The 22,288-nt window shown below is 65.0% G+C and carries 22 protein-coding genes; 8 read left to right on the top strand and 14 right to left on the bottom strand.

Features of this window, described 5'->3' with window-relative positions:
- Window positions 1–3 precede the first annotated feature (3 nt).
- Window positions 4–561: a hypothetical protein gene (locus tag JI744_RS09385; protein ID WP_202659943.1), complete on the top strand. Its 558-nt coding sequence runs from the start codon at window positions 4–6 to the stop codon at window positions 559–561.
- Here JI744_RS09385 and JI744_RS09380 read toward each other — a convergent pair whose 3' ends face one another.
- Both JI744_RS09380 and JI744_RS09375 read right to left on the bottom strand, forming a co-directional pair.
- Window positions 562–924 (bottom strand): hypothetical protein, encoded by a 363-nt coding sequence (locus JI744_RS09380; protein WP_202659941.1) that lies wholly within the window; start codon window positions 922–924, stop codon window positions 562–564. It abuts the gene before it with no gap.
- A complete protein-coding gene (locus tag JI744_RS09375) occupies window positions 921–4,373 on the bottom strand; it encodes a chromosome segregation SMC family protein (RefSeq protein WP_202660467.1) in 3,453 nt (1,150 codons plus the stop codon). Before JI744_RS09375 ends, JI744_RS09380 begins: the two co-directional genes overlap by 4 nt.
- Before the next feature lie 169 nt (window positions 4,374–4,542).
- Between JI744_RS09375 and JI744_RS09370 the strand changes: the two genes are divergently transcribed.
- The 4 genes from JI744_RS09370 to JI744_RS09355 are packed head-to-tail and all read left to right on the top strand — an operon-like array spanning window position 4,543 to window position 6,452.
- The gene (locus tag JI744_RS09370) at window positions 4,543–4,926 is read left to right on the top strand and encodes a GFA family protein (protein WP_202659939.1); all 384 of its coding nucleotides are present in this window, start codon (window positions 4,543–4,545) and stop codon (window positions 4,924–4,926) included.
- Window positions 4,926–5,393 carry a GNAT family N-acetyltransferase gene (locus tag JI744_RS09365; protein WP_202659937.1) on the top strand — a complete coding sequence of 156 codons (468 nt, stop codon included), beginning with the start codon at window positions 4,926–4,928 and terminating at the stop codon, window positions 5,391–5,393. Before JI744_RS09370 ends, JI744_RS09365 begins: the two co-directional genes overlap by 1 nt.
- Window positions 5,390–5,743 (top strand): CidA/LrgA family protein, encoded by a 354-nt coding sequence (locus JI744_RS09360; RefSeq protein ID WP_202659935.1) that lies wholly within the window; start codon window positions 5,390–5,392, stop codon window positions 5,741–5,743. Before JI744_RS09365 ends, JI744_RS09360 begins: the two co-directional genes overlap by 4 nt.
- Window positions 5,736–6,452 (top strand): LrgB family protein, encoded by a 717-nt coding sequence (locus JI744_RS09355; protein ID WP_202659933.1) that lies wholly within the window; start codon window positions 5,736–5,738, stop codon window positions 6,450–6,452. Before JI744_RS09360 ends, JI744_RS09355 begins: the two co-directional genes overlap by 8 nt.
- A 2-nt stretch (window positions 6,453–6,454) precedes the next feature.
- On the opposite strand, the gene JI744_RS09350 is transcribed toward JI744_RS09355, so the two are convergent.
- Genes JI744_RS09350 through JI744_RS09325 form a run of 6 tightly spaced genes read right to left on the bottom strand, consistent with a single transcriptional unit; the run spans window position 6,455 to window position 12,409 of the window.
- On the bottom strand, window positions 6,455–6,937 hold the full coding sequence (locus tag JI744_RS09350; protein WP_202659931.1) for an RNA pyrophosphohydrolase: 483 nt from the start codon (window positions 6,935–6,937) through the stop codon (window positions 6,455–6,457).
- 54 nt (window positions 6,938–6,991) lie between these two features.
- Entirely contained in the window at window positions 6,992–8,338 is a 1,347-nt protein-coding gene (locus JI744_RS09345) for a S41 family peptidase (RefSeq protein WP_202659929.1), read from the bottom strand.
- Window positions 8,339–8,345: 7 nt separating this feature from the next.
- Window positions 8,346–9,467 carry a murein hydrolase activator EnvC family protein gene (locus JI744_RS09340; RefSeq protein ID WP_202660465.1) on the bottom strand — a complete coding sequence of 374 codons (1,122 nt, stop codon included), beginning with the start codon at window positions 9,465–9,467 and terminating at the stop codon, window positions 8,346–8,348.
- Complete coding sequence (gene gpmI, locus JI744_RS09335; protein ID WP_202659927.1) at window positions 9,467–10,990, bottom strand: 2,3-bisphosphoglycerate-independent phosphoglycerate mutase; 1,524 nt, start codon at window positions 10,988–10,990, stop codon at window positions 9,467–9,469. The genes JI744_RS09340 and gpmI overlap by 1 nt, the downstream gene beginning before the upstream one ends.
- 58 nt (window positions 10,991–11,048) lie before the next feature.
- Window positions 11,049–11,876: an SDR family NAD(P)-dependent oxidoreductase gene (locus JI744_RS09330; protein ID WP_202659925.1), complete on the bottom strand. Its 828-nt coding sequence runs from the start codon at window positions 11,874–11,876 to the stop codon at window positions 11,049–11,051.
- A gap of 56 nt (window positions 11,877–11,932) precedes the next feature.
- The gene (locus JI744_RS09325) at window positions 11,933–12,409 is read right to left on the bottom strand and encodes an SH3 domain-containing protein (RefSeq protein ID WP_202659924.1); all 477 of its coding nucleotides are present in this window, start codon (window positions 12,407–12,409) and stop codon (window positions 11,933–11,935) included.
- A gap of 144 nt (window positions 12,410–12,553) precedes the next feature.
- On the opposite strand from JI744_RS09325, the gene JI744_RS09320 reads away from it, so the two are divergent.
- On the top strand, window positions 12,554–14,869 hold the full coding sequence (locus JI744_RS09320) for a DNA topoisomerase IV subunit A (RefSeq protein WP_202659922.1): 2,316 nt from the start codon (window positions 12,554–12,556) through the stop codon (window positions 14,867–14,869).
- A 10-nt stretch (window positions 14,870–14,879) separates the two neighbouring features.
- On the opposite strand, the gene JI744_RS09315 is transcribed toward JI744_RS09320, so the two are convergent.
- From JI744_RS09315 to serB, 4 genes are read right to left on the bottom strand one after another with little or no spacing between them, the layout of a single operon-like run.
- A complete protein-coding gene (locus JI744_RS09315; RefSeq protein ID WP_202660463.1) occupies window positions 14,880–15,644 on the bottom strand; it encodes a TSUP family transporter in 765 nt (254 codons plus the stop codon).
- Entirely contained in the window at window positions 15,644–16,117 is a 474-nt protein-coding gene (locus JI744_RS09310) for a GNAT family N-acetyltransferase (RefSeq protein WP_202659920.1), read from the bottom strand. The genes JI744_RS09315 and JI744_RS09310 overlap by 1 nt, the downstream gene beginning before the upstream one ends.
- Window positions 16,114–16,593, bottom strand: a complete 480-nt coding sequence (locus JI744_RS09305; RefSeq protein ID WP_236019358.1) for an acyl-CoA thioesterase — start codon at window positions 16,591–16,593, stop codon at window positions 16,114–16,116. Before JI744_RS09305 ends, JI744_RS09310 begins: the two co-directional genes overlap by 4 nt.
- A gap of 13 nt (window positions 16,594–16,606) precedes the next feature.
- Complete coding sequence (gene serB, locus JI744_RS09300; RefSeq protein WP_202659918.1) at window positions 16,607–17,482, bottom strand: phosphoserine phosphatase SerB; 876 nt, start codon at window positions 17,480–17,482, stop codon at window positions 16,607–16,609.
- A 160-nt stretch (window positions 17,483–17,642) separates the two neighbouring features.
- Here serB and JI744_RS09295 point away from each other — a divergent pair, with 160 nt between their 5' ends.
- Both JI744_RS09295 and serA read left to right on the top strand, forming a co-directional pair.
- On the top strand, window positions 17,643–18,797 hold the full coding sequence (locus JI744_RS09295) for a phosphoserine transaminase (protein WP_202659916.1): 1,155 nt from the start codon (window positions 17,643–17,645) through the stop codon (window positions 18,795–18,797).
- A gap of 65 nt (window positions 18,798–18,862) precedes the next feature.
- Complete coding sequence (serA, locus tag JI744_RS09290; protein WP_202659914.1) at window positions 18,863–20,458, top strand: phosphoglycerate dehydrogenase; 1,596 nt, start codon at window positions 18,863–18,865, stop codon at window positions 20,456–20,458.
- Between the two features lie 35 nt (window positions 20,459–20,493).
- Here the strand turns inward: serA and JI744_RS09285 are convergent, their stop codons facing one another.
- Together JI744_RS09285 and gndA are read right to left on the bottom strand one after the other, a co-directional pair.
- The gene (locus JI744_RS09285; RefSeq protein ID WP_202659912.1) at window positions 20,494–20,889 is read right to left on the bottom strand and encodes a VOC family protein; all 396 of its coding nucleotides are present in this window, start codon (window positions 20,887–20,889) and stop codon (window positions 20,494–20,496) included.
- Window positions 20,882–22,285, bottom strand: a complete 1,404-nt coding sequence (gene gndA, locus JI744_RS09280) for an NADP-dependent phosphogluconate dehydrogenase (protein WP_202659910.1) — start codon at window positions 22,283–22,285, stop codon at window positions 20,882–20,884. The genes JI744_RS09285 and gndA overlap by 8 nt, the downstream gene beginning before the upstream one ends.
- Window positions 22,286–22,288 lie beyond the last annotated feature (3 nt).

The raw sequence follows: 22,288 nt of genomic DNA, 5'->3' as shown, positions 1-22,288 counted from the left end.
CCGATGCTGCCGAACTTTGTGACGACAGAAGAATTGTCAGTCGCCCTGCCACATGTTCTGGCTGCACCCAAAACTGATGCGCCCATTCATTCGCTGTGCTTTCGCCCTGGCTTTAACCAGCGTCAGTTCCCCGAAAGCCTTACGCTGACCGTCACGGGGGGCGTTCCCGGCGAACGCTGGCTGACGCAGCCTTGGCTGAAGCTGCCCGATGGCCAGCCAGACCCCGCCATTCAGGTCTCGATCCTGCCTACACGGGTGATGGATCTGGTCTGGCGTGACCGCGAAGGCACGCCCCAGCCCGGCGACACAATCACCGCCGATCTGGATTGCGGGCTGGACAACCTGCCCGAAGGCACGCTGATTGGCGCGGGCACAGCGGTGTTGCGGGTTTCGTCGGTGTTCAACGATGCCTGCGTCAAATGGAAAGTCCGCTATGGGCAAGCGGCGAAAGACTGGATCGTGGCCCCCGGCCACCCCGACCTGCGCCTGCGTGGCGCGCTGTGTTCCATCGTCAAAGATGGCGAGGTCAGGCTGACCGACCGCTTGCAGGTTCTGCGCTGATCACCAGCCCTCGCCCCGGTCGCGCTGGCCCTTGCGCCAGCGGGTCGAGGCCAGCACGAACGCCTCGGCCAGCGCCGCCCAGCGGGCCAGTGCCGCACCGTCTGGCATAACCACCAGCCGCAGCCGCGTTTCGCCTTGCCACAGGTCAAGCGGCGCATCGGGGTGGTGCAGCGCCCATTCCGCCATTTGCCAGTCCGCCGCCCGGACCGACCGGCACAGCGCCAACTCACACCCCTGCCCCAGCGGGCGGGCGGTAAACTCGCCATCCGCCGCTGTCAGCCGGGCATAGACCACCCCGTCAACCTGCTCGACCCCGGAAAACCCCGCAGCAGTCAGCGCCCGTTCCAAGGCCTCGACCGTCACGCCACCAGCGCCTCGGCGCGCTTCAGGTCCACGCTGACCAACTGGCTGACGCCCTGTTCCTGCATGGTCACGCCAAACAGCCGGTCCATCCGCGCCATCGTCACCGCATGGTGGGTGATGATCAGAAACCGCGTATCGGTGCGCCGGGTCATCTCGTCCAACAGGTCGCAGAACCGCGTCACGTTCGCATCGTCGAGGGGCGCATCCACCTCGTCCAGCACACAGATCGGGGCAGGGTTGGCCAGAAAGACGCCAAAGATCAGCGCCAACGCCGTCAGCGTCTGTTCACCCCCCGACAGCAGGGAAAGCGTCGAAAGCCGCTTGCCGGGCGGCTGCGCCATGATCTCCAGCCCCGCCTCCAGCGGGTCATCGGATTCCACCAGAACCAGCCGCGCCTCGCCCCCGCCGAACAGATGGGTAAACAACTGGCCGAAATTGGCATTCACCTGCTCAAACGCGGTCAGCAGCCGCTCGCGCCCCTCGCGGTTCAGGCCAGAGATACCGCCGCGCAGCTTCTTGATCGCCTCTTCCAGATCGACCTTTTCCTTGACCAGCGCGTCATATTCCGCGCTGACCGTCGCCGCATCTTCCTCGGCGCGCAGGTTCACCGCGCCCAGCGCCTCGCGCTGGCGTTTCAGCCGCTGCACTTCGGTATCCAGATGGTCAGCAGGCGGCATCTTGTCGGGGTCCAGCCGCATCCCGTCCATCAACTCGCCCGGAGAGGCGCCCATCTCTTCGCGCAGCCGCTCCACCGCATAGGTGGCGGTTTCGCGCGCCGCTTCGGCCCGCGCCTCGGACCGGGCACGGCCCTCGCGCGCCTCACCAGCCAGCCGCTCGGCCTCGCGTTCGGTCTCGCGCGCGGTGCGCAACACGCCTTCTGCGGCGGCCAGCGCATCGGCGGCCTCTGCCCGGCGGGCTTCGGCCTCGGCAATCGCGTCGGATAGTTCCTCGCGCTTGATCGCAATCTCTTCGGGCGCGGCGCTGGCCTCGGCCAGTTCCTCTTCGGTTTCGGCCCGGCGCGCGGCCAGTTCGGCGATGCGCTTCGCCGCCGCTTCAAGGCGATGCTTCCAGCCCGACAGTTCCTTTTGTGCCTCTTGCCGCCGGCGCGCCCGTCCCTCGCCCTCGCGGCGCAATTCGTCATGGGCGGCGCGGCGCGACATCATGGCAATGCGGGCAGCTTCCACCGCTTGCCTTGTGGTCTCCACCTCGGCCCGCGCCGCCTCCAGATCGCCCAGATCCTCCAGCGCGGCATTGGCCCCTTCCAGCCGCTCTTGCGCCTCGGCAACCTCTTCATCATAGCGGGCAACCGACAGCCGGGCGGCATCCAGCTTGCCCGCAGCGATGGAGTGATCCGCCTCGGCCTTGGCCGCCGCGCGGTTGGTTTCGGCCACACGGGCATCGGCGGCGCGGCGGGCATCGCGCGCCATCTGGTCAGCGCGGGCCAGATCGGCCAGTCGGGCCTGCAAGGCCTCATGCGCCTGCCGCGCGCCTTCGGCACGGGCGGACACCTCTTCCAGATCGCGCTTGAGGCGCGTCAGTTTGTTCAACTGTTGCAGGCGCAAGGCGCTGGCTTGCGGCGCATCCTCGGCCGCCGTGCGAAGCCCGTCCCAGCGCCACAAATCCCCCTCGCGGCTGACCAGCCGCTGGCCGGGGCGCAGGGTGGCTTGCAGCGCAGGGCCTTCCTCACGGCTGACGAGACCGATCTGCGACAGACGCCGCGCCAGCACCACCGGCGCCTTGACAAAAGCTGCCAGCGCCAGCCCGCCGGGCAGGGCCGCCGTCTCGTCATATCCGGGCAGTTCCACCCAGCCAGACCGGTCCCGCGCGCCAACCTCGGGTGCGCGCAGGTCATCGGCCAGCGCCGCGCCCAAGGCCAGTTCCAGCCCCGGCTCCACCTCCAGCCGGTCAATCAACTGATTACCGGCCTGCGCCTCACGCGACACCAGCTTGGTCAGCGCCTGCACCTCGGCGCGCAGGGCATTGGCCTCGCCCTCGGCCTCGGACCGCATGGCCCGCGCATCGGCCTCGCGGCCCTGCACCTCGGCACGGGCGTCTTCGGCCTGGGCCAGCAGACTGTCGGCCTCCTCGGCCTGCGCCGCCGCCTCCTGTCGTGCCTCTTCGGTCAGGGCCATCGCCTCTGCGGCACTGGCAAGTGCATCTTGCGCCACCAAAACCGCCGCCGCTGCCCGCTCCGCTTCTGTCTCGGCCTTGGTCAGGGTGGCGCGGGTATCGGCCAACAGGCGCTGCGCCGATTGGTGCCGCGCGACCAGCCGCGCCGAATCTTCGGTGGCGGCCTGCATCACGGTTTCACGGTCGGACAGCGCGGCCCCCGCCTCGCGCGCAATCTCTGCCGCCTCGGCCAGCCGCTCCTCATGCCCCTCATGGGCTCGCAAAAGCTGCTCGACCTCCCAATCCAGCCGCCCGATCACCTCGCCCGCGTCGCGGTTCAGGCCGCCTTCGCGGTCGGTATCGCGGTCCAGTTCGACGATCCGTCCCCGCAGCGCGTCAATCCGTTGCCGCGCCTGCGCCTCTTGGTCGGTCAACTGGTCACGGCTGACCATCAGGCGCTGCAAAATGGCTGCCGCAATCGCCTCTTCCTCGCGCCGGGGGGGCAGGGCATCCTCGGCCCCTTCTCGGGCCTTGGCGGCGGCCCGCACCGCGCCTTCGGCCTGCGCGGCCAACAGCAAGCGCTTGCGCAACTGCCCCTCGGCCTCTTCGCGCGCCAGATCCGCCTCGCGCCAGCGGCGCAGCAGCAGCATCCCTTCGGTCTTGCGCAGCTCTTCGCCGATCTCGCGATAGCGCGCCGCCTGTTTTGCCTGCCGGGTCAGGGTGGAAAGCTGCTGGGCCAACTGCTCCAACACGTCATCGACACGCAGCAGGTTCTGCTCGGCCCCTTGCAGCTTCAGCTCGGCCTCGTGCCGCCGCTGATAAAGTCCGCCGATCCCCGCCGCATCCTCCAGCACCTTGCGGCGGGCCTTGGGCTTGGCGTTGATCAGTTCCGAGATTTGCCCCTGCCGCACCAGCGCCGGGCTATGCGCCCCGGTCGAGGCATCGGCGAACAGCATCTGCACATCGCGCGCCCGCAACTCCTTGCCGTTCAGCTTATAGGCAGACCCGGCATCGCGGGTGATCCGGCGAATGATCTCGATCGTGTCGGCATCGTTGAAGCCCGAGGGGGCAAGCCGGTCGGCATTGTCCAGATGCAGTGCAACTTCGGCGAAATGCCGCGCGCCCCGCGTCGCTGCGCCGTTAAAGATCACGTCTTCCATCCCGCCGCCCCGCATGGCCGAGGGGCGGTTTTCGCCCATCACCCAGCGCAGCGCCTCCAGCAGGTTTGACTTGCCGCAGCCGTTCGGGCCGACCACACCTGTCAGCCCCTCATGGATCACCATATCCGTGGGATCGACAAAGCTTTTAAAGCCGTTCAGACGCAGGCGGGAAAAGCGCACGGGAATCCTTTCGGGCGGGGTGGCCATCGTCCCTTGCAACGCGGCCCAAGTCAATTGCCCACCCCCTGTATCTGGCAAGGGGATGCCGGTTATCCCCAAGATGTTGGGCGCGACAATCCCCCTTGCGCTGCAAGCGCGCTTGGCTTTCGATAGAAACAGGAGGTGCCCGATGACCCCGCCATATTCCGGCCGCTGCCTGTGCGGAGCCGTGACCTACCACTGCACAGAACCACCGCTGTGGCAGGGCCATTGCCACTGCGAAAGCTGCCGCAGGGCCACCGCCTCGCCCTTTACCTCTTATTTCGGCGTGGCCGATGGGGCATGGGCATTTACCGGCCTGCCCCCCGCCGAATACGAATCCTCTCCCGGTGCCATCCGGCAGTTTTGTCCGCGCTGCGGCACGCAGATCAGCTATCGCTCGGCCCGGTTTCCGGGAGAGCGGCATTTCTTCGCCGCAACGCTGGACCTGCCCGAAGCCTTTGCCCCAACCCGCCATTACTTCTGGTCAGAGCGGCTGCCCTGGCTGCACCTGTCGGACGGGCTGCCCCATTGATGCAGCCCCACCGCCTTGCCCCGACAGACGATTTCGCACCCCTGCTGCGCCTTATCCAGACCGAATTCGCCTATATGGAGGACCGGATCGACCCGCCTTCCTCGATGCACAATCTGACCACCGCTAATCTGGCCGGGCAGGCGGAAACGGCCGAGGTCTGGGCCATTGGCACCCCCGCCATCGCCTGCATGGTGCTGACACCCAAGGTCGGCTGTCTCTATCTGGGCAAGCTGGCCGTCTCTGCAACCCATCGCGGCAAGGGGCTGGCGCGGCTGATGGTTGATCTTGCCTGCGAGCGGGCCGCCGCCCTTGGCCTGCCCGCCGTTGAATTGCAGACCCGCGTCGAACTGGTGGAAAATCAGGCTACCTTTCGTGCCCTGGGCTTTGCAGAAACCGCGCGCACGGCCCATTTCGGGTATTCCCGCCCCACCTCGATCACCTTCCGCAAAGGGGTTCTTTTGCCATGATCCACGCGCTTCTAGCCATTCTGCTTTGCCAGCTTGCCGGAGAGGCCACGGTGCGCGCCCTTGGCCTGCCCTTGCCGGGGCCGGTTCTGGGCATGGTGCTGATGGTTCTGGCATTGCGCCTGTCGCCTCGGCTTTTGGCGCTGGTCAGCCCATTGGCGCGGGGGCTTTTGGCCAACATGTCCCTGCTGTTCGTTCCGGCGGGTGTGGGCGTTGTCGGTCATGCTGCCATTCTGGGCGCGCAGGGCGGACCGCTGTTTCTGGCTCTGCTGGGGTCTACCGTGCTGGCCATCGCGGTGGGCGCGCTGACCTTTGCCGCCGTCGCGCGGCTGACGGGCAACCGCGATGACTGATTTCGCCGAAATCTGGAGCTATCTGTCCCGTGGCCCGCTGCTGTGGCTGACGGCAACGCTGGCGGCCTATGCGATTGGCGATGCCTGTGCGCGGGCGGCAAACCGCGCGCCCTTGGTCAATCCGGTGCTGATCGCCGTGACCGTGCTGGCACCGGTGCTGTGGCTGACCGGCACCCCCTATGCCACCTATTTCGAAGGGGCGCAGTTCGTCCACTTTCTGCTGGGGCCGGTCACGATCAGCCTGGCCTTGCCGCTGTGCGAAAACCTGCCCCGCATCCGCCGGGCGGCCCTGCCGATGCTGGCGGCGCTGGTGGCAGGCTCTGTCACCTCTGCCGTCTCGGTGCTGGCCATCGCGCGGGGCTTTGGGCTGGGACCGGATCTTCTGGCCTCGCTTGCCCCCAAGGCCGCCACCGCGCCGGTTGCCATCGGCGTGTCCGAACGGCTGGGCGGATCGCCCACGCTGACGGCGGTGATGGTTCTGATCACGGGCGCCATCGGCGCGGTTGTGGTCACGCCCCTGCTAAACCTGCTGCGCATCAAGGATTGGCGGGCACGCGGATTTTCCGTTGGCGTGGCAGCCCATGGCATCGGCACCGCGCGGGCCTTGCAGGTCAACCCGACCGCAGGGGCCTTTGCTGGCTTGGGCATGGCGCTGAACGCCGTGCTGACAGCGGTGATTGCGCCGTTGATCCTGCGGCTGTTTCTGTAAGGTCAGGCCAGATAGGCGCGGAAGTGGCGCACCACTTCCTCGTAAACCGCGCGCTTGAATGGCACGATAGAGGCGACCATCTCATCCGCCCCGATCCAGCGCCACTTGTCAAACTCCGGGTGTTCGATGGCAATCTGCACCTGATCGTCGCGGCCCTTGAACCGAAACAGGAACCATTTCTGGCGCTGCCCGCGATACTTGCCGCCCCAGACTTTGCCCAGCAATTCGGGTGGCAGGTCATAGGTTACCCAATGGTGGGTCTTGGCCACAAACTCCACCAGATCCTCGGTGACCCCGGTTTCTTCCCACAACTCGCGCAGGGCGGCGGCGCGTGGCTTTTCGCCCTCGTCAATGCCGCCCTGCGGCATCTGCCAGGCGGGCATCGGGTTATCAACGCGTTGCCCGGCAAAGATCAGGCCCTGATCGTTGATCAGAACCACGCCGACGCAAGGCCGATAGGGCAGCGTTTCAGGATCGACAGACATTTGGCCCCCGGGGGTTTGGCACGCCGCGCGGACAGATCCGCGCGGCGCTGATGGTCAGGGCTTGGGTGCAACCGCCGCCAGCCCGCGCAGGATATCGATGGCATAGGCCAGTTGATAATCCTCATCCCGCAGCTTGGCCGATTCCTCGACGCGGGCGCGCTGTTCCTCCAACTGCTTCTTCTCGTCCTCGGTCATCGAGTCATTCGACAGGATGCCCCGCAGATCGGATTCGTGGCGGTCCTTGCCCTCGGTTTCGGCGGCTTTCGCCTCGGTGCCTTGCTGGTTGGGGTCAACCGCCGGTTGGTTCACCACGATATCGGGCATTACGCCCAGCGCCTGGATCGAGCGGCCCGACGGTGTGTAATACCGCGCCGTGGTCAGACGCATCGCGCCCTCGCCTTTCAGCGGGATCAGCGACTGGACCGAGCCTTTGCCAAAGCTGCGGGTGCCGACAACGATGGCGCGACGATGATCCTGCAACGCGCCCGACACGATTTCCGAGGCAGAGGCAGAGCCCCCGTTGATCAGCACCACGATCGGCTTGCCTTCGGCCATGTCGCCCGGCGTCGCGTTGAACCGCTCACTGTCTTGCGGGTTGCGCCCTCGCGTCGAAACCACCTCGCCTTTGTCAAGGAAGGCATCGGCCACCAGAATCGCCTGATTCAGCAGGCCGCCGGGGTTGTTGCGCAGATCGATGACAAAGCCGTTCACCTTGTCCATCCCGCCCGCCTCGGCCACCATCTTCTTGATGCCTTCTTCCACGCCGGGGAAGGTTTGATCGTTGAAGGTGGTGATCCGCAGAACCACGGTGCCGCCCACAAGGCGCGGCTTCACGGCCGTCAGCTTGATCGTATCGCGCACCAGCGACACGTCGAACGGGTCTTTCACCCCTTCGCGCACCACGGTCAGCGTCACTTCGCTGCCGATCTCGCCGCGCATCATATCGACCGCCTGATCCAGCGTCAGGCCGTTCACCGCCTCGCCGTTCACCTGGGTGATGAAGTCGCCAGATTTGATGCCCGCCTTGTCGGCAGGCGTGCCGTCCATCGGCGAGATGACCTTGACGAAGCCCTGCTCTTGCGTGACCTCCAGCCCCAGCCCGCCGAATTCGCCGCGCGTCTGCACCTGCATCGCGGCAAAATCTTCTTCGTTCAGATAGCTGGAATGCGGGTCAAGCGAGGTCAGCATGCCGTTGATCGCCGCCTCGATCAGCTTCTTGCTGTCCACTTCCTCGACATACTGGCCGCGGATGCGTTCAAAAATGTCGCCGAACAGGTCAAGCTGTTCATAGACCGAGCTGTTCTTGGCCGCCTCTTGCGCCAACAGGGGGCCTGCGACCTGCGTCGTGGCAAGCACGCCCGCCACAATGCCGCCCGCAGCGGCCATCCACATCTTTTTCATCGTCGCGTCATTCCTTCCCCGCGGCCGTGGCCGCAAACCATTCCATCGGGTCCACCGGGTCGGCGCCCTGCCTCAATTCCAAGTAAAGCGTTTCCGTATCGGCCACGCCACCACCTTCTTCGGCCTGCACCAGAAAGTCGGCAACGCCGGGATCAGCCCCGCCCATCAGGCCCAAAGCCGCCCCTTGCGCCACCACTTCTCCCACCTGGCCATAGACTTCGGCAAGACCTGCCATGATCAACAGATACCCGCCCCCGGGCTCCAGAATGATCACATTTCCGTAGTCGAGCAGCGGGCCGCTGTATCGCACCGTCCCGGCCCAGGGGCTGGTGACCAGCGCACCGGGCCGCGTGGCCAGCACCATGCCCGGACGCTCCACCCCGCGCGCATCGGTTTCGCCCGGTTTCAGGATCACCCGGCCCAGCACCGGCAAGGGCAGCGTGCCCCGCGCATTCGGGAATTCGGGCGTCTGGCGGTCATCCAACGACAGGCCCTTGGCAAAGCCGTTCAGCGTATCGGCGCTTTCCAACAGGTTCTTCAGAACCTCGGGGTCTTCGGTGAACCGCTTGGGCAATTCGGTGCGTTCCGACATCGCTTGCGACAGATCAGACCGCGCCGCTTGCGCCGCCGTCAGCCCGCGCTGCAAGATGTCGCCCGCCGAGGTCTGCAACTTGCGCAAGGCCTCCAGCTCGGTGATCTCGGCGCGCAACTGGTTTGCCTGCGCCTGCAAGGCGGGGGTCACATCCGACAGCACCATCCCCGACCGCACCGTGCCCAAGGGGCCATCTGGGTGCATCAGCAACATCGGCCCCGGCTCGGCCTCGATCCCCGACAGAACGCCCAGCAACTGGGCTACGTCATCGCGCTTGGCCTCCAGCCGGGCATCCAGTTCCGATTTGCGCAATTCGGCCTGCCGCATCGACTGGCGCATCGCAGCCAGCCCCTGCTCATAGGCGCGGATGGTCTGGGTCAGCGCCGCGATCCGGTCTTTCGCGCTGTCGGCCTGTTCCAGCGCGGCAACCGCCGCCGCCAGATTGTCCGATGCCGCCGCCGCCTCTTCGGCAACACCGGCCCGCGCCGCCGGGGCGGGCAGGGCAAGGCACAGGGCAAGGGTAACGGCACGCAGGATCATTTGGCGATCAGGCTTTGCCCCGTCATTTCCGGCGGCTGCGCCACGCCCATCAGCTCCAGCACCGTGGGCGCCACATCCGAAAGCCGCCCGCCGTCCCGCAGATGCGCGCCAACCGGCCCGCCGACCAGAATGACAGGAACCGGGTTGGTGGTATGCGCCGTATGCGGCCCGCCGGTCACCGGATCAACCATCACCTCGCAATTGCCGTGGTCGGCAATCACCACCATCGCCCCGCCCGCCGTGTTCAGCGCCGCCAGCGCCCGGCCAAGGCCAATATCCACCGCCTCCACCGCCTTGATCGCGGCGGGCAGGCTGCCGGTATGGCCCACCATATCGGGGTTGGCGTAGTTCACCACGATCAGGTCAAACCCGCGCTCAATCGCCTCGACCAGCCGGTCCGACACCTCGACCGAACTCATCTCGGGTTGCAGATCATAGGTAGCCACCTTGGGCGATTTCGGCATCGCACGCTCCTCCCCCTCGAACGGCACCTCGCGGCCCCCGTTCAGGAAAAAGGTGACATGCGGATATTTTTCGGTCTCGGCCAGCCGGAACTGCGTCAGCCCCTGCTTGGCCACCCATTCGCCCACCGTATTGACGATGCTGCGCTTGGGATAGGCCGTGGCCATATAGGCGTTATGGGCGGTGGAATATTCCACCATCCCCAGCAGGGCCGACCACTTCGGCAAGACCGCCCGCGCAAAGCCGTCAAAGGCCGGATCGGCCAGCGCCGACAGAATTTCCCGCGCCCGGTCGGCCCGGAAGTTCAGGCAGAAATAGCCGTCACCGGCCCTTGCGCCCTTGTAGCTGCCGATCACCGTCGGGGCGATGAACTCATCCATCTCCTCCTTGGCATATGACCGCTCCACCGCCGCCAAGGCGGTATCCGCATGCTCGCCCTCGGCCAGCACCATCGCGCGCCACGCCCGCTCCACCCGTTCCCACCGATTGTCGCGGTCCATCGCCCAATAGCGGCCGATCACGGTCGCCACCCGCGCGCCCACCGGCAAATGCGCCTCCAGATCGGCAACGAAGGTTATGGCGGAACTGGGCGCCACATCGCGCCCGTCGGTGATGGCATGCAGCCAGACCGGCACGCCCAGCGCGGTGATCGCCCGACAGGCCGCGATGATATGGCTGATATGCCCATGCACCCCGCCATTAGACACCACGCCCATCAGATGCGCCGCCCCCCCCGCCGCCTTGACCTTGGCGGCATAGTCCAGCAGCGCCGGGTTCAGCGCAAAACTGCCGTCCTCGACAGCCAGATCAATGGCCCCCAGATCCATCGCCACCACACGGCCCGCGCCGATGTTGGTGTGGCCCACCTCGGAATTGCCCATCTGCCCGGTCGGCAACCCCACATCCGGGCCAAAGGTGGTCAGGGTGGAATGCGGGCAATTGGCCCAGATGCGGTTGAAGTTCGGCACATTGCCCTGCGCCGGGGCCGACACCGCCGGATCGGGGCCAATGCCCCAGCCATCCAGAATGCACAGGACAACAGGTTTTTTCGCCGCCATCGCCAGCCCCCTTATCGCTTTGCCCCGCTTCTAGGCCCAAAGCGGCCTACGGGCAACGTCAGCCTTTGGTCAGAAACCAATCCTGCGCCCGTGTCGGCAAAAGCCGCTTCAACCAGCCCACGATATAGGTGGGCGTCGTTACATAATACCGCGCCCGTGGCCGTGGGCTTTCCAGCGCATGGATCAGCTTGACCGTCACCGCCTCTGGCCCCAGTTGAAACCTGTCTGGCCCCCGGCTTTCATAAAGCCGCCCCAGCAGCGTCTGGTATTCGTCAGCCCGCGCCGAGTTCTTCCAGTCGATCCACTTTTCAAAATGCGGGATCGAGTTCTGGCGGATCATCGTACCAATTGGACCCGGCTCTATCAGGATGAAATCCAGCCCCGTGCCGCGCATTTCCAGCCGCAGCACATCGGTCAGCCCTTCCATCGCGAATTTGGTCGCCACATAGGCCCCGCGCCATTTCGCGCCCACCAGCCCCAGCACTGACGAACAGTTGACCACCCGGCCACGGCCCTGCGCCCGCATCAGGGGAATGATCCGCCGCGTCAGGTCGTGATAACCGAACAGGTTGACCTCGAAGATCTCGCGCAGCGCCCCGCGCGGCAGGTCTTCCACCGCACCGGGGCAAGCAAAGGCACCGTTGTTGAACAGCGCGTCCAGCCGCCCGCCGGTGCGGGCGACCACCTCGGCCACCGCGGCCTCGATGCTGGCCTCATCCGCGTAATCCAGCCGGAAACTCTCCAGCCCCTCGGCCCGCAGCCGCTCGCAATCCGCCTCTTGCCGACAGGTCGCAAACACCCGCCAGCCGCGCGCCTTAAGCCCGCGGGCCGCATCAAGGCCAATGCCCGACGAACAGCCCGTGATCAGAACTGACCGTGATTCCACGCCCGCCTCCTGCCTTTTCCCGCTTTCCTAAGCGGGGGCAGCGCAGGCGGAAACCCCTATTGCGACAAAAGCCGCGTGGCGACAAAGCCTTCGCCGCCATCGCCCTCTATCCGAATACGGCTCCAGCCATCGGGCAGGGCTTCAACCACCTGCACCGCCTCACCAGCGGGCAGACGGGCCAGAACGGCAAAATCGGTGCCCGGTCCTTCGCGCAGATTGGCATTGGTGCTGATGTATTGCACCACCACGGCAACCTCTGCGGCAACCTCTGCCGGGGCATCCGGCAATTGCGCCTCGGGTGGGGCAACCTCAACCGCCGGGGTCACCATCACCGGCGCGCTTGGCACAAAGGCAGCCGGTTGCACCTGCGGCTGGACCACGGCCGGGGCCGCGGGCTCTGCCGCCGCTACAATCGCCGGGCGCCCCATTTCAGGCGCGGCCATAAGGCCAAAGCGCTGCTGTCCACGGTCAACGCCGCCCACCAGCATCGCCAGATAAATGCCTGCGCCAAGAAGTGCTGTCAGCCGGAACATGGGATCAATCTCATTAACTCACTATGAATCACGATCTATCACGATTCGCAGACCGGGGTGGGAGAATTCCTTGCGATTTTTCCCACCTGACGCCGCCGGAAAAACCCACTGGACCGACCCGCAGCCACGCCTTAGACAGCATCCATGTCCGATACCCCCATCGATCCCCCAGACGAGCCAGAGCTTTCCGCAAATCTGGTGGCCGAACCCCTCTCCCGCGCCATTGGCGAGCGGTATCTGACCTATGCGCTGTCCACCATCATGCACCGCGCGCTGCCCGATGCACGCGATGGGCTGAAGCCCGTTCACCGCCGCATCCTTTACGCGATGCGCGAATTGCGGCTGACGGCAACCGGGGGTTTCCGCAAATCGGCCAAGATTTCGGGCGATGTGATGGGCAACTATCACCCCCACGGCGATACCGCGATTTACGACGCCATGGCCCGTTTGGCGCAGGATTTCAACGTCCGCTACCCGCTGGTTGATGGTCAGGGCAACTTTGGCAACATTGACGGCGACAGCCCCGCCGCCAGCCGCTATACCGAAGCCCGCCTGACCGCGATTGCCGAAACCCTGATGGACGGGTTGACGGAAAACGCGGTCGATTTCCGCCCCAACTACGACGGCACGCTGGAAGAGCCGGTGGTGATGCCCGCCGCCTTCCCGAACCTGCTGGCCAACGGGTCATCCGGTATCGCCGTGGGCATGGCCACCAACATCCCGCCGCACAATCTGGACGAGCTGATCCAGGGCTGTCAGGCGATGATTGCCAACCCCGACATAACCACCGAAGCGCTGGTTGATCTGATCCCCGGCCCTGACTTTCCCACCGGCGGCGTCATGGTGGAAAGCCGTGCCTCGATTCTGGAATCCTATCGCACCGGGCGCGGTGCCTTCCGCACCCGCGCCAAATGGCATGTCGAGGATCTGGGCCGTGGAATGTGGCAGATCATCGTCACCGAAATTCCCTATCAGGTGCAGAAATCGCGCCTGATCGAAAAGCTGGCCGAGGTGATCGAGACCAAGAAGGTCCCCCTGCTGGCCGATGTGCGCGACGAAAGCGCCGAAGATATCCGTGTGGTGCTGGAACCCCGGTCGCGCACGGTGGAACCAGACATGCTGATGGCGGCGCTGTTCAGGAACAGCGACCTTGAAACCCGCTTCAACATGAACATGAACGTGCTGATCGATGGCCGCGTGCCCAAGGTTTGCAGCCTGAAAGAGGTGCTGCGCGCGTTTCTTGACCACCGCCGCGACGTGTTGCAGCGCCGCTCTACCCACCGCATCGAAAAGATCGATGCGCGGTTGGAGGTGCTGGAAGGCTTCATCCTGACCTTCCTGAACCTTGACCGCGTGATCGACATCATCCGCTATGATGACGACCCCAAGCGCGCCCTCATGGCCGAGGATTGGTCGAAAAAGCACCGCCGCGCGACCAGCGAGAAAGACTATGTGTCCCCCGGCGCAGGCGAGGGCGATCTAACCGAGGTTCAGGCCGAAGCCATCCTGAACATGCGCCTGCGGTCTTTGCGCCGTCTGGAAGAGCTGGAGCTGATCCGTGAGCGTGACGCCCTGCAAAAGGAACGCGCCGATCTGGCCGACCTGTTGGAAAGCGACCGTCGCCAGTGGAAGAAAATCGGGTCCGAGCTGGAGGCGATCCGCAAGCAGTTCGGCAAGGATACCGTGCTTGGCACCCGCCGCACCGCCTTTGCCGAAGCGGGCGATGCCGAGGAAATCTCGATTGAATCAATGATCGAGCGCGAGCCGATCACCGTGATCTGTTCGCAAATGGGCTGGATTCGCGCGATGAAGGGCCATGTAGACCTTTCGACCGAGCAGAAGTTCAAGGATGGCGACGGCGCCCGCTTTGCCTTCCATGCCGAGACGACCGACAAGATCCTGATCATCGCCGCCAATGGCCGGTTCTATACCCTGCTGGGGGCGAACCTGCCCGGCGGGCGCGGTATGGGCGAACCCGTGCGCCTGATGGTCGATCTGCCGAATGATACCGAGATCGTCAGCCTGATGATCTTCCGCGCGGGCGAAAAGCTGCTGGTCGCCTCGACTGCGGGCGATGGGTTCATCGTGCCCTCGGATGAGGTGCTGGCCCAGACCAAGGCGGGCAAACAGGTGCTGACCCTTGGCGCAGGCGTGAAAACCGCGCTGTGCCGCCGCACCACGGGGGATGCCGTGGCCGTGGTGGGCGACAACCGCAAGATGCTGGTCTTTGCGCTGTCCGAACTGCCCGAAATGTCCAAGGGCAAGGGCGTTCGTTTGCAGAAATACAAGGATGGCGGGTTGTCGGATGCCACCACCTTTACCAAAGCCGCCGGTCTGTCATGGAAAGACCCTGCCGGCCGCACCCGCACCGAGACCGACCTGTCGGAATGGGAAGGTGCCCGCGCCGGTGTGGGCCGCATGGCCCCGCGCGGCTTCCCCCGCGACAACAAGTTCAACTAAGGCGGGGCGCTCAGCCCTGCCAGGCCTGCCAGATCAGCCGCAGCGCCATTCCGGCAGAGGTGACGACCAGCAAAGGCTTGATCAGCCCTGCCCCCACCCGCATCGCCAGCTTTGCGCCCAGTGCCGCGCCCGCCGTCTGCGCCACGGCCATCGCCAGGCCAACCTTCCACCAGATCGCCCCGCCCACCGCGAATACCGCCAGCGACCCGATGTTCGAGGCGAAGTTCAACAGCTTGGTATGCGCCGTCGCCTTCAGCACGCCGAACCCGGCCAGCATGACAATGGCCAGCATGAAGAAACTGCCCGTCCCCGGCCCGAAAAACCCGTCATACCCGGCAATCAGCGGCACCACCGTTGCCGTGAACAGCTCCGGCGCCATGCGCTGCACCCGGTCGGCATCGCTAAGACCCGGTTTCAGCGCGAAGAAGGCGGCGATGCCCACAAGGATCAGCGGCATGATGATGCGCAGCGCCGCTGCCGGGATCAGATGCGCCACCATCGCCCCCGCCGCCCCGCCGATCAGCGCAACCAGCCCCATCCCCGCCTGATCGCGCAGCCGGACATGGCCCGCCCGCGCATAGGCCAGCGTTGCCGTGCCCGACCCGAAACTGCCCTGCAGCTTGTTGGTGGCCAGCGCCGTTACCGGATCGGCCCCGGCCAGCAGCAGTGCGGGCACGGTGATCAACCCGCCACCACCTGCAATGGCATCAACCAGCCCGGCCACAAAGGCCGCCAGCGCCAGAAGGCCGGTCATGTGCAGCGAAATCTCAAAGATCACAGATCATACCGCCGGTGCATGCGCCCCACCACGCGCCCGTCGTTCAGGGCGAACTCCGGCTCTGCGCCCACATCCCGAAACCCCATGCGCGCGTAATAGGCCAGACCCGGCACATTGTCGGCGCGGATCGCTGCCTCGATCTGCGTGTTTCCTGCCGCGCGGGCCTGATCGCAGGTCAGCGCAAACAGGGCCGCGCCCACACCGCCCGCCTGCAAACCCGGCTGCACAAAGGTGCCGATATGCGCGTCGCCCTGCCACAGCCCGATGGACTGCCAGCCGACGATCTGCCCGCCCACCTCGGCGACGACTGAGGTTTGAACCTCTGGCCCGTCGATATAGTCGCGCCGCACGGCCTCGGCCGATTTCGGTTCCTGATGGGCGGTGGTGCCGCCGATCCTGATGATCTGGTTCAGAATCTCCGCCATCGCTGCGGCATCTTCGGGGCGCGCGGCGCGAACGGAAACCGTCATGCCTTGCCCGCAACCTCACGGTGCCGCGCATCGAACTCTCGCCGCAACTCCTTGCGCAGAAGTGCGGCCTGATGCCGTCTGCGGTCAACATCGGTCGCGGGCACATAGGTCGGCACCTGCGCCGGTTTGCCGGTGTCATCCACCGCGACCATGGTAAAATAGCACGAATTGGTATGCCGCCGGTGGCCGGTGCGGATGTTTTCCGCCTCAACCCGTATGCCAACTTCCATCGAGGTGCGGCCCGCGTGGTTGATGCTGGCGCGAAACGTCACCAGTTCACCCACCTGAATCGCCTCTTTGAACACCACCTGATCCACCGACAGCGTCACCGCATATTGCTGCGAAAACCGCGAGGCGCAGGAAAACGCCACCCGGTCCAGCAGGTTCAGCAGCGCCCCGCCATGCACCTTGCCGCTGAAATTCGCCATGTCGGGCGTCATCAGCACGGTCATTTCCAAGGTGCGGCTATCGGGCATCGCGGTCTCCGTTTCAGCGGATGAAGTCTTCCGCCGCATAGCCCTGAATGTAAAGCAGCGCCGTCAGGTCGCCATGGTTGATGCGAATATCGCATTCCGCCGCCACCACGGGTTTGGCATGCAGCGCCACCCCCGCGCCTGCGCGCTTGAGCATGCCCAGATCATTCGCGCCGTCGCCCACCGCCAGCACATCGGCCTCGGTCAGCCCCAGCCGTGCGGTGATTTCGACCAAGGCATCCACCTTGGCCTGCTTGCCGAGGATCGGGTCCGCCACCGCTCCGGTCAGCTTGCCGCCTTCATGCAGCAAGGTATTCGCCCGGTTTTCATCAAACCCCAGCTGCGCGGCAATCGCGCCGGTGAAGGCCGTGAAGCCGCCAGAAACCAGCGCCGCATAGCCGCCATTGGCCTTCATCGTCGCCAGCAAAACCGGCCCGCCGGGCATCAGGGTAATCCGGTCGCGGATCACCTGATCAATCACCGAAACCGGCAGGCCTTTCAGCAGGCCAACCCGCTCTCGCAGGGCTGCGTCAAAGTCCAGCTCGCCATTCATCGCGCGTTTGGTGATGTCGGCGACATAGGGCCCCACGCCCGCCTCGTCCGCCAGCTCGTCAATGCACTCCTGCTCGATCATGGTCGAATCCATATCGGCCAGCAGCATTTTCTTGCGCCGCCCCTCGGCAGGCTGCACCACCAGATCGACGCCAAGCCCCTGAAAATCCTGCCAGACCTGCCAACGGTTTTCGGGCATCGCCTGCACCGCAAACTCTGCCGCCACGCCGGGGTCCAGCCAGACCGCATCGCCCCCGCCCCAGGCATTGCGCAGGGATTCCACCGCCGCACGGTCCAGCACAGGGCGTTCGGGGTTGGTCAAAAGCGTGGCGATGAACATGATCAGAAAGTTTCCGATAGTGGAAAAGCACGTCGCTTTTCGGGGGTGATGCGGCGCTTTAGCGCGATTTTCTGTCTTGTGCCAGCGTCGCCGCCCGCATATTCCCATCGGCGGGACACCCTTCCCCACCGAAGGGCATATATCTGTAAGGATACCAGATATGGCGACTACCGCTCCGGCAACGCGGCCGGCAAACCCGCGTTTCTCTTCGGGCCCTTGCGCGAAGATCCCCGGTTTCTCCCTCGACATGTTGGCTGATGCGCCCTTGGGCCGCTCTCACCGTGCCGCCGTTGGCAAGGCAAAGCTGAAAGAGGCGATTGAGCTGACCCGAGACATCTTGGGCGTGCCTGCGGATTACCGCATCGGCATCGTCCCCGCCTCGGACACCGGGGCTGTGGAAATGGCTCTGTGGAGCCTGCTGGGTGCGCGCCCGGTGGAAATGCTGGCGTGGGAGAGCTTTGGCGAAGGTTGGGTGACCGATGTGGTCAAACAGCTCAAGCTGGAAGCCACCGTGAAAATCGCGCCTTACGGTGAGATCGTCGATTTCGCCTCCGTCGATTTCGACAAAGACGTGGTCTTCACCTGGAACGGCACCACCAGCGGCGTGCGCCTGCCGAATGGCAACGCCATTCCCGCGAACCGCGCTGGCCTGACCATCTGCGACGCGACCAGTGCCGCCTTTGCTATGGACCTGCCGTTCGACAAGCTGGATGTGGTGACCTTTAGCTGGCAAAAGGTTCTGGGCGGTGAGGGCGCGCATGGCGTGCTGATCCTGTCGCCCCGCGCGGTGGAACGGCTGGAAAGCTATACCCCGGCCTGGCCGCTGCCCAAGATTTTCCGACTGACCTCCAAGGGCAAAATCTCCGAAGGCATCTTTGTGGGTGAGACGATCAACACTCCGTCCATGCTGTGCGTCGAGGACTACCTTGTCGCGCTGAAATGGTCGCAAACCATCGGCGGGCTGAAGGGCCTGATTGCCCGCAGTGAGGCCAACGCCAAGGCGATTGCCGATTTCATCGCAGATAAAGATTGGATCGCCAATCTGGCGGTCGATCCGGCCACCGCCTCTTGCACCAGCGTGTGCCTGAAGTTCACCGATCCGCGCATCTCCGATGGCGCGACCTTTGCCAAGAACGTGGCAAAGCGGCTGGAAAAGGAAGGCGTGGCGCTGGACGCGGGGGCCTACCGTGATGCCCCGGCTGGCCTGCGCATCTGGTGCGGTGCCACGGTCGAAACCTCGGACGTGCAGGCCCTGCTGCCGTGGATCGAATATGCTTTCAACACCGAAATCGCGGCGTTGGCGCAAGCCGCCTGATCTTTCCCGGGGGCGCAAACCGCGCCCCCTTCCCCCCCGGAAAACCCAATTCATAGGAGCCCATCATGGCCCCCCGCGTTCTCGTATCCGACGAACTGAGTGAAACCGCCGTTCAAATCTTCCGCGACCGTGGGGTCGAGGTGGATTACATGCCGAAACTTGGCAAGGATAAGGAAAAGCTGGCCGAGATCATCGGCCAATATGACGGCCTTGCCATCCGCTCGGCCACCAAGGTGACCGACAAGCTGTTGGCCAATGCGACGAACCTCAAGGTCGTCGGCCGCGCCGGGATTGGTGTGGACAATGTGGATATTCCGGCCGCCTCCAAGAAAGGCGTGATTGTGATGAACACGCCGTTCGGCAATTCGATCACCACCGCCGAACATGCGATTGCGATGATGTTCGCCGTCGCCCGCCAACTGCCCGAAGCCTCTGCCTCGACCCATGCCGGCAAATGGGAAAAGTCGAAGTTCATGGGGGTGGAGCTGTTCAACAAGACCCTTGGCGTGATCGGCGCGGGCAACATCGGCGGCATCGTCTGCGACCGTGCGGTCGGCCTGCACATGAAGGTCGTGGCCTATGACCCCTTCCTGTCGGAAGAGCGCGCCAAGGCCCTTGGCGTGCAGAAGGTGGAGCTGGAAGAGCTGCTGGCCCGTGCCGATTTCATTACCCTGCATGTGCCGCTGACCGACAAGACCAAGGGCATCCTGAACGCCGAGTCGCTGGCAAAAACCAAACCCGGTGTGCGCATCATCAACTGCGCCCGTGGCGGTCTGGTGGATGAGGCCGCCTTGGCCGAGGCGCTGAAATCCGGCCATGTTGCCGGGGCCGCCTTTGATGTGTTCGAGGTGGAACCCGCCACCGACAGCCCGCTGTTCAACCTGCCCAATGTGGTGGTCACGCCGCATCTTGGCGCCTCGACCACCGAGGCGCAGGAGAATGTGGCGCTGCAAGTGGCCGAGCAGATGTCGGACTATCTGTTGACCGGGGCCGTGCAGAACGCGCTGAACATGCCCAATGTCACCGCCGAACAGGCCGCCGTGATGGGGCCATGGATCAAGCTGGCCAGCCATCTGGGTGCCTTCATCGGCCAGATGACGGATGAGCCGATCCGCGCCATCAACATCCTGTATGATGGCCGCGTGGCCGACATGAATCTGGCCGCGCTGAACCAGTCGGTCATCGCGGGCGTCTTGAAGGCGCAGAACCCCGATGTGAACCTTGTGTCTGCCCCCATCGTGGCCAAGGACAAGGGCATCCAGATCTCGACCACCCGGCAGGACAAGACCGGGGTGTTTGACGCCTATATCAAGGTGACGATGGTGACCGATAAACGCGAACGCTCGGTCGCGGGCACCTGTTTTGCCGATGGCAAGCCGCGGTTCATCCAGATCAAGGGCATCAATATCGACGCCGAGGTTGGCCGCCACATGCTTTACACGACCAACGAGGACGTGCCGGGCATCATCGGCCTGTTGGGCATGACCATGGGCAAGAACGGCGTGAACATCGCCAACTTTACCCTTGGCCGGTCGGGCGTGGGGCAGGATGCGATTGCGATCCTGTATCTGGATCAGGCGCTTGACCCGAAAGTGGTGGAAACGCTGGAAAACACCGGCATGTTCAGCCAGGTGAAGCCGCTGGAATTTGTTGGCGCGTGATGGAAAAGGCCCGAGGGAAACCTCGGGCCTTTTGCTTAGTGCTGCCAGCTTTTGAACACGAATTCCAAGCTGTATCCATCCGGGTCCGAAACCTGCGCCGCATAATAGCGCGGGTCATAATGATGCTGCGGCCCCGGCGGGTGGATTTCGGTCGCCCCGGCGGACAGCGCCGCCACATGGGCTGCGCGAACCTCATCCTCGGACCTTGCGGCAAAGCCGACATGCACCGCCCCCGGCGCGGCATTGCCCTGCTTTAGCCAGAAGAAAATCCGCCCGCCTGCCCCGAATCCTTTCAGATCAGGGTGGCCGGTTGGGCCATCCTTGCCGTCGTAATCATGGCGCGCGATGATGCCCAGATTTGGCAGAACCGCCTGATAAAATGCCACAGACCGGGCCAGATCACTGACCGTCAGAAAGATGTGGTCAAGCATGCCCGCCCCACGGCCCATGATGCACCGGCTTGCCATCCAGCCGGTCAAACCCATGCGCGCCAAAGAAATCGCGCTGGCCTTGGATCATGTTGGCCGTGCCGCGCGCCGTGCGCATCAGGTCGAACCACGCCAGTCCCGCTGACAGCGCAGGCAATCCGTGGCCGTTCAGCGCCGCCGCCGCGACCACCTTGCGCAACGCCCCATGGTGCTGTTTCAGCAGGGCCGCAAAGGTCGGTGCCAAAATCAGGTTGCGGCCGGGGTCTTCGGTCAGGGCCTGCGCCATATGGTCCAGCATATCGGACCGGATGATGCAACCCGCGCGCCAGACCTTGGCGCATTCCGGCAAGGGCACGCCCCAGCCAAAGGTTTTCGACGCCGCATCCAGCATGGTGAAGCCTTGGGCATAGCACAGGATCTTGCCCGCCATCAGCGCGCCTTCCAGATCCTCTACCGTCAGCGAAACCGGCTGCGGGCCTGCGCCGAACGCCGCCTGCCCCGCCTGCCGCTCGGCCAGACGGGACGAGACGTTGCGGGCCATCACCGCCGCCTCGATCACGGGAACCGGGGCGGCCAGATGCTGCGCCTCAATCGCCGTCCAGCGCCCGGTGCCCTTTTGCCCGGCGGCATCCAGAATGACATCCAGCATCGCGGCACCAGTCTCTGGGTCCACCGCGCGGGCCACAGCACCCGAGATTTCCACCAGATAGGACCGCAAGGCCCCGGCGTTCCAGCCATCAAACACATCGGCAATCGCCGGGGCCGCCATGCCCAGGCCATCGCGCATCAGCCCGTAAACCTCGGTGATCATTTGCATGTCGGCATATTCGATGCCGTTATGCACGGTTTTCACGAAATGCCCCGCCCCGCCCGGCCCCATCCATGTGGCGCAAGGCACCTCGCCATGCCGCGCGGCAATGCTGGTCAGGATGGGCGCAACCCGGTCCCAGGCCGCGCGCGGCCCGCCGCCCATGATCGAGGGGCCATGGCGCGCACCCTCCTCGCCCCCCGAAACGCCCATGCCGATGAAGGACACGCCCTGCACCTCGGCCTCGGCTGACCGTCGCTCCGTATCGTGGAAATTGGCGTTGCCCGCGTCGATGATCAGATCATCCTTGCCCAGCAAGGGGCGCAAGGCCGCAATCTGTTGATCGACCGCATCACCCGCAGGCACCATCAGGATGATGGCGCGCGGAGGGGCAATTGCGTCAACCAGTGCCTGCAAGCTGTGGGTCGGCACCACCCTTGCGGCCAATTCGCCCGCTTCGGCCACAAACGCATCTGTCACCGTGCCGGTCCGGTTCCACACCGCAATCCGGTGTCCCTTTTCCGCGATGTTCAGCGCCAGCGCCGCCCCCATCGTGCCCAGACCCACCAGACCAATCTCTGCAAGTTCCATGAC

Source organism: Fuscibacter oryzae (assembly GCF_016765795.1).
Taxonomy (GTDB): domain Bacteria; phylum Pseudomonadota; class Alphaproteobacteria; order Rhodobacterales; family Rhodobacteraceae; genus Fuscibacter; species Fuscibacter oryzae.
This window is presented reverse-complemented; position numbering and strand designations above follow the sequence as displayed.